Source organism: Actinoallomurus oryzae (assembly GCF_039541955.1).
In the GTDB taxonomy this organism is placed as follows: domain Bacteria; phylum Actinomycetota; class Actinomycetes; order Streptosporangiales; family Streptosporangiaceae; genus Actinoallomurus; species Actinoallomurus oryzae.
On sequence record NZ_BAABHF010000031.1, the window covers coordinates 1 to 4,170 of the forward strand.

4 protein-coding genes are annotated in these 4,170 nt (G+C 67.6%); 3 read left to right on the forward strand and 1 reads right to left on the reverse strand.

The window, feature by feature from the left end:
- Positions 1-484: 484 nt before the first annotated feature.
- The 3 genes from ABEA10_RS27925 (at position 485) to ABEA10_RS27935 (ending at position 2,672) form a co-directional block, all read left to right on the forward strand.
- Complete coding sequence (locus ABEA10_RS27925; RefSeq protein ID WP_345468953.1) at positions 485-1,279, forward strand: alpha/beta fold hydrolase; 795 nt, start codon at positions 485-487, stop codon at positions 1,277-1,279.
- A 218-nt stretch (positions 1,280-1,497) separates the two neighbouring features.
- Positions 1,498-2,100: a hypothetical protein gene (locus ABEA10_RS27930; RefSeq protein ID WP_345468954.1), complete on the forward strand. Its 603-nt coding sequence runs from the start codon at positions 1,498-1,500 to the stop codon at positions 2,098-2,100.
- Complete coding sequence (locus ABEA10_RS27935; protein WP_345468955.1) at positions 2,097-2,672, forward strand: YkgJ family cysteine cluster protein; 576 nt, start codon at positions 2,097-2,099, stop codon at positions 2,670-2,672. Before ABEA10_RS27930 ends, ABEA10_RS27935 begins: the two co-directional genes overlap by 4 nt.
- Before the next feature lie 119 nt (positions 2,673-2,791).
- Here the strand turns inward: ABEA10_RS27935 and ABEA10_RS27940 are convergent, their stop codons facing one another.
- Positions 2,792-3,751, reverse strand: a complete 960-nt coding sequence (locus tag ABEA10_RS27940; protein ID WP_345468957.1) for a hypothetical protein — start codon at positions 3,749-3,751, stop codon at positions 2,792-2,794.
- Between the last annotated feature and the right edge of the window lie 419 nt (positions 3,752-4,170).

Sequence of the window (4,170 nt, forward strand, 5' to 3'; positions counted from 1 at the left end):
GACCACCGCGACCGGCAAGAGCTGCTTCAACAATCGCATGACGAATCCTTCATGAAATTTCCTTAGCGAGATTCCGCAGCCCAGCGCCACGGCGACACGGAAAACGTTAGGGATTCGCTCGCCGGGAATCGTCACCGTGCGGTGGACACTGGTGCGTAGCTCGCACGGGGGACAGGCGCACCGTTCGATCCGCACCCCGGCAGACGCACACCGCAGCCGCCCGAAAACGTCCGGTCGGCTCGATCGCGCTGCTGTCCCCCGTGCGGACTACCTGTGAGTGTCCACTGCGCGGTGACGATTCCCGGCGGTCGGCTCAATAGCGTTTTCCACATCGCCACGGCGCTTCGATTCGCCGACTCTGTGACTGGAGAAGAATATGAATGCCACGTTCAAAGCTTCCGCCGTAGTCGCACTGTGCTTCGCCGTGACCGGCACGGGGCTTGTCGGCTGCAAAGACGTTTCGGATGCGGATACCAAATCATCCGTGACCTCTGTCGCGCGGAAAGCCGCTGATGGCCTGCTGTCGGGAACCAGGAAGATCAAGATCGACGGCCGGTCGGTGAACGTGTCCTGCTCGGGCAACCCGATGAACCGCAAGCCGGTCATCGTCCTGCTGCCCGGACTGGGCGACGGGTTGGAGAAGATGGCCGGCCTCCAGAAGACCCTGAGCGAGAACAACCGGGTCTGCTCCTACGACCGCCTCGGCGAAGGCGCGAGCGACCAGCCGGACGGCCCGCAGACCTTCGCCGACACCGGGAAGATCCTGACCGGGGTGATCGACCGGGTCGCCGGCCACCGTCCCGTCGTCCTGGCCGCTCACTCACTGGGCGGGATGATCGCCGCCCGATACGCCCCCGACCATCGCCGCGAGGTCAAGGGCCTGGTCCTGATGGACGCCACCTCACCGACCTCGGTCGCCGACATCTCCTCCGGGATCCCGGAGTCCGCCACCGGCCCCGCGGCCGAACTCCGCGAACAGACCCTCCAGGTCGACCAGGGCAACAACCCCGAAAAGCTCATCATCACCGACGGGAAGGTCCGTTCGGCCGGCAACATCCCCGCGGCGGTCATCCAGCACGGGAAGAAGTACCTCGCGGCCTTCCCCGAGTACGGACCCCGCCTGGAGGAAGACTGGGCCAAAGGCCAGCGCGAATGGCTCGCTATCTCCCGCCGCAGCAAGCTGATCACCGCCACGAGCAGCGAACACTACATCTACCTCGACCAACCCGAACTCGCCGTCAAGACCATCCAGCGCGTCACCTCCCAGGCCGCCCGCTGAGTCCGAATCATCAGGGCTCCACGCCGAGGAACGACGGCGGCGGAGGCGTGGGCGTCGTGATCGACTCCGCTCCGAAACCGCGGCGGCTCCCGGCTTCCCGGGCCCCGGACGGGCGGGTCGAGCCGCCTGCCGGCGACACGTGTTGAACCGCCGAGCGTTCCGTTCCGTATGCCGGAGAAGGGGTTGTTCTGCATTGCCCTAGCGGAGGGAACGAGGCATTGCTGTCGGATCAGTCGCCGAGTGCGCGAGCCCAGTGGCAGGCCTGCCGGGCGAAGACCCGCTGTGCGCGTGGCGCCCGGTACGTCACCGGAGCGGACATCGTCCGCATCTCCCGTACGCTCGCCTTGGAACCGTGGCACTTCACGCAGACCGCACCCGCCGTGGCCGGCGACCCGACCGGGATCGTCCTCGACAAAGGCCGGCGCCGGGTCTTCCTCAAGCTCGCCAACGCCACCAACGGCTGCGTCTTCGCGATCCGCACTCCCAGCGGCGCCACCTGCTGCGGCCTCGGGGACGTCGCCCCGATCTCCTGCCGGATCTTCCCGGCCGACACGGAGAACGGCGCGCCGGCGATACGCCCCGAGCCGGGCTGCGACTGCCGGGAGTGGACGCTGGAGGACCTGGACCGAGGCGCGCTGATCAGGGCCACGCGCGCCTGGTCGGCCGACCGCGACCATTGGCTCGAGGTCGTGGCACGGTGGAACAAGCTGGCCGCCGAGTCCGACGAGGAACTCGACATCAAGGACTTCCAGCGCTACCTGCTCGAGGCGCAGTCCGCCCGAGAGACCGGCGCGGAATGGCCCGAGGAGGTGACGGCATGAACGGCACCGCCGTCAATGCCGCCGGCTGTGCCGACTGCGGCGGCAAATGCTGCCGTGAGTACCAGGTCGGGGTGACCGTCAGGGACGTCCGGGTGCTCGCCGAGGGAACCGCCATGCGTCCCGGCGACTTCATCCGGCTGCTGAACACCAAGAAAGAGGGCTTCCGCCTCCGCCCGGACGGACCCGCGAAGAAGCTGTACCTGCAACGCTCCGCGGAGGACACCGGCTGTGTGTTCCTCATGGAGATCGCCTCGGGCAGGGCCCGGTGCGGCGTCTACGCCCACCGTCCGCTGGTGTGCAGCACCTTCCCGATGAGCATCCAGCGCGGCGTGGTGACCCTCCGCGAGGACACGGTCTGCGGCCCCGACTCGTGGAACCTCGCCGCGATGGACCTCCCCGCCTGCCGCCGCGAACTCACCCACGACGACGCGGCCCGAGCCGAACACCGCGAAATCATACGGGCCTGGAACAAACGCGTCGACGCCTCCGGCCGGGAAGCCAGCCCCCAGGAGCTCTACGACTACCTGATGAGCTACCCCCTCGAAGCGACACCCCAAGCTGACACAGACTGAACGCCGCCCCGCCCGGGAATGGCCTGGGCATGGACGAACGGGTACGGCGAGGTACGACATCGGGGGGCACGCCTCAAACCAGCGGTTCGAGGCGTGCCTCCGACGTCAGAATCCTGAGCTCAGGCGTTCTGGGCGCCGTTGTAGACGTTCCAGGCGGCGTCGCGGTAGTAGGCGAAGTAGGAGTTGCCGTCGGTGCCCGAACCCCAACTGCCGAAGAACGTGGCGGTCTGTACGGCCGACCCGTCGGACTGGTAGTTGACGATGAACGGGCCGCCGCTGGCTCCACCGCTCAGGCCCTGGCAGTTGGGGATGTGCACGCCGCCGTTGTAGCTGTCGACCGGCGCACCTTCGCACCACACCGCGTAGTCGACGCCGGCCGGAATGCCGATCGCGTGCGCGTAATTGTTGGTCGACCAGTTGAAGCCGATGCCCGAACCACCGACCGCGTCCTGGACGCGCGCGCCGCCGTTACCGCCACTGTTAAGGACGATGAAGGCGTTGTCTCCACCGGGACTGGTGTCGTCGGTACGGACGCCGGCCGAGCGCCACGTCCACCAGCCGTACGGGGCGCTGCCCTTGTTGTAGGATGGGGCGAACTGGAAGTTGGTGTACCAGGCGCCGGTGCTGATGTCCATGACGCAATGGCGCGCCGTGGCTATCACATCGTGGTTGTTGCTGGTGACGACGTTGGCGGTGCAGACGTAGTCGCCGCCGTTCGCGGGGTTGTGGAAGAACAGGCGCCCGACCGTCACCCATTCGCTGGCGTTGGGCTGTAGCCCACCTGCCGCGCCGGTGGGACGGCTCGCATGGACCATGCGCGGCTCGCCGTCACGGGAACTGCTGATCTTCGCGGTGCCGGGGCGCGCGGGAAGAGGAGCGGGCTTGGCCTCGGCCAGGCGCCGCGGGTTCCAGTACGAGCGCACCGTTCGGGCCGGGGAATGGTTGACCGCCCAGCGGGTCTGTGGCGGCGTCGGATGGGTGGCGGCTGGCGACGTGGCCGCGCCGGCACCCGGGATGAGGACGCCGAACACGAGCATGCTGGTGGCGGCGGCCACTGTGACACGACGGAGGATTGACACGATGTCCCTTTCTGGCGGGAATGGACACCGTGATCTTGAATTGGATTGACGGACTAGTAAAGATCTTCGTCAGCATTCGGCCAAAACGCCCTCGACGGCGCCTCCGGCGGACCGTCGGGGCAGGGGCTGGTGCACGACAGGGACTACGGCTACCGCCTGCTCATCGCGGGCGCAGGCGAGAACGGCGCTCTCAGCCGCTGACTTCAGGTGTAACCCGGTGATCGCAGAGGGCGGCGCGGGGGCGATCGCGGGAGGCGTACGGCCCTTGCCGGCCCCCAGCACGACGCCGGCCGAAAAAAGAAAGGGGGAGAGGCCGCCCGCCTACCGCGGTTGACCTCTCCCCCTTCATTTCACCGTAACAACAAGAAAGAGGAGAGGGACTCTCCGCGTTGACCGCGGGGTCACCTCTCCTCTTCCTT

Bases quoted from the DNA above. Each gene is read 5' to 3' on its own strand.
- ABEA10_RS27935 (WP_345468955.1), top strand. From the start codon at position 2,097: ATGAACGGCACCGCCGTCAATGCCGCCGGCTGTGCCGACTGCGGCGGC.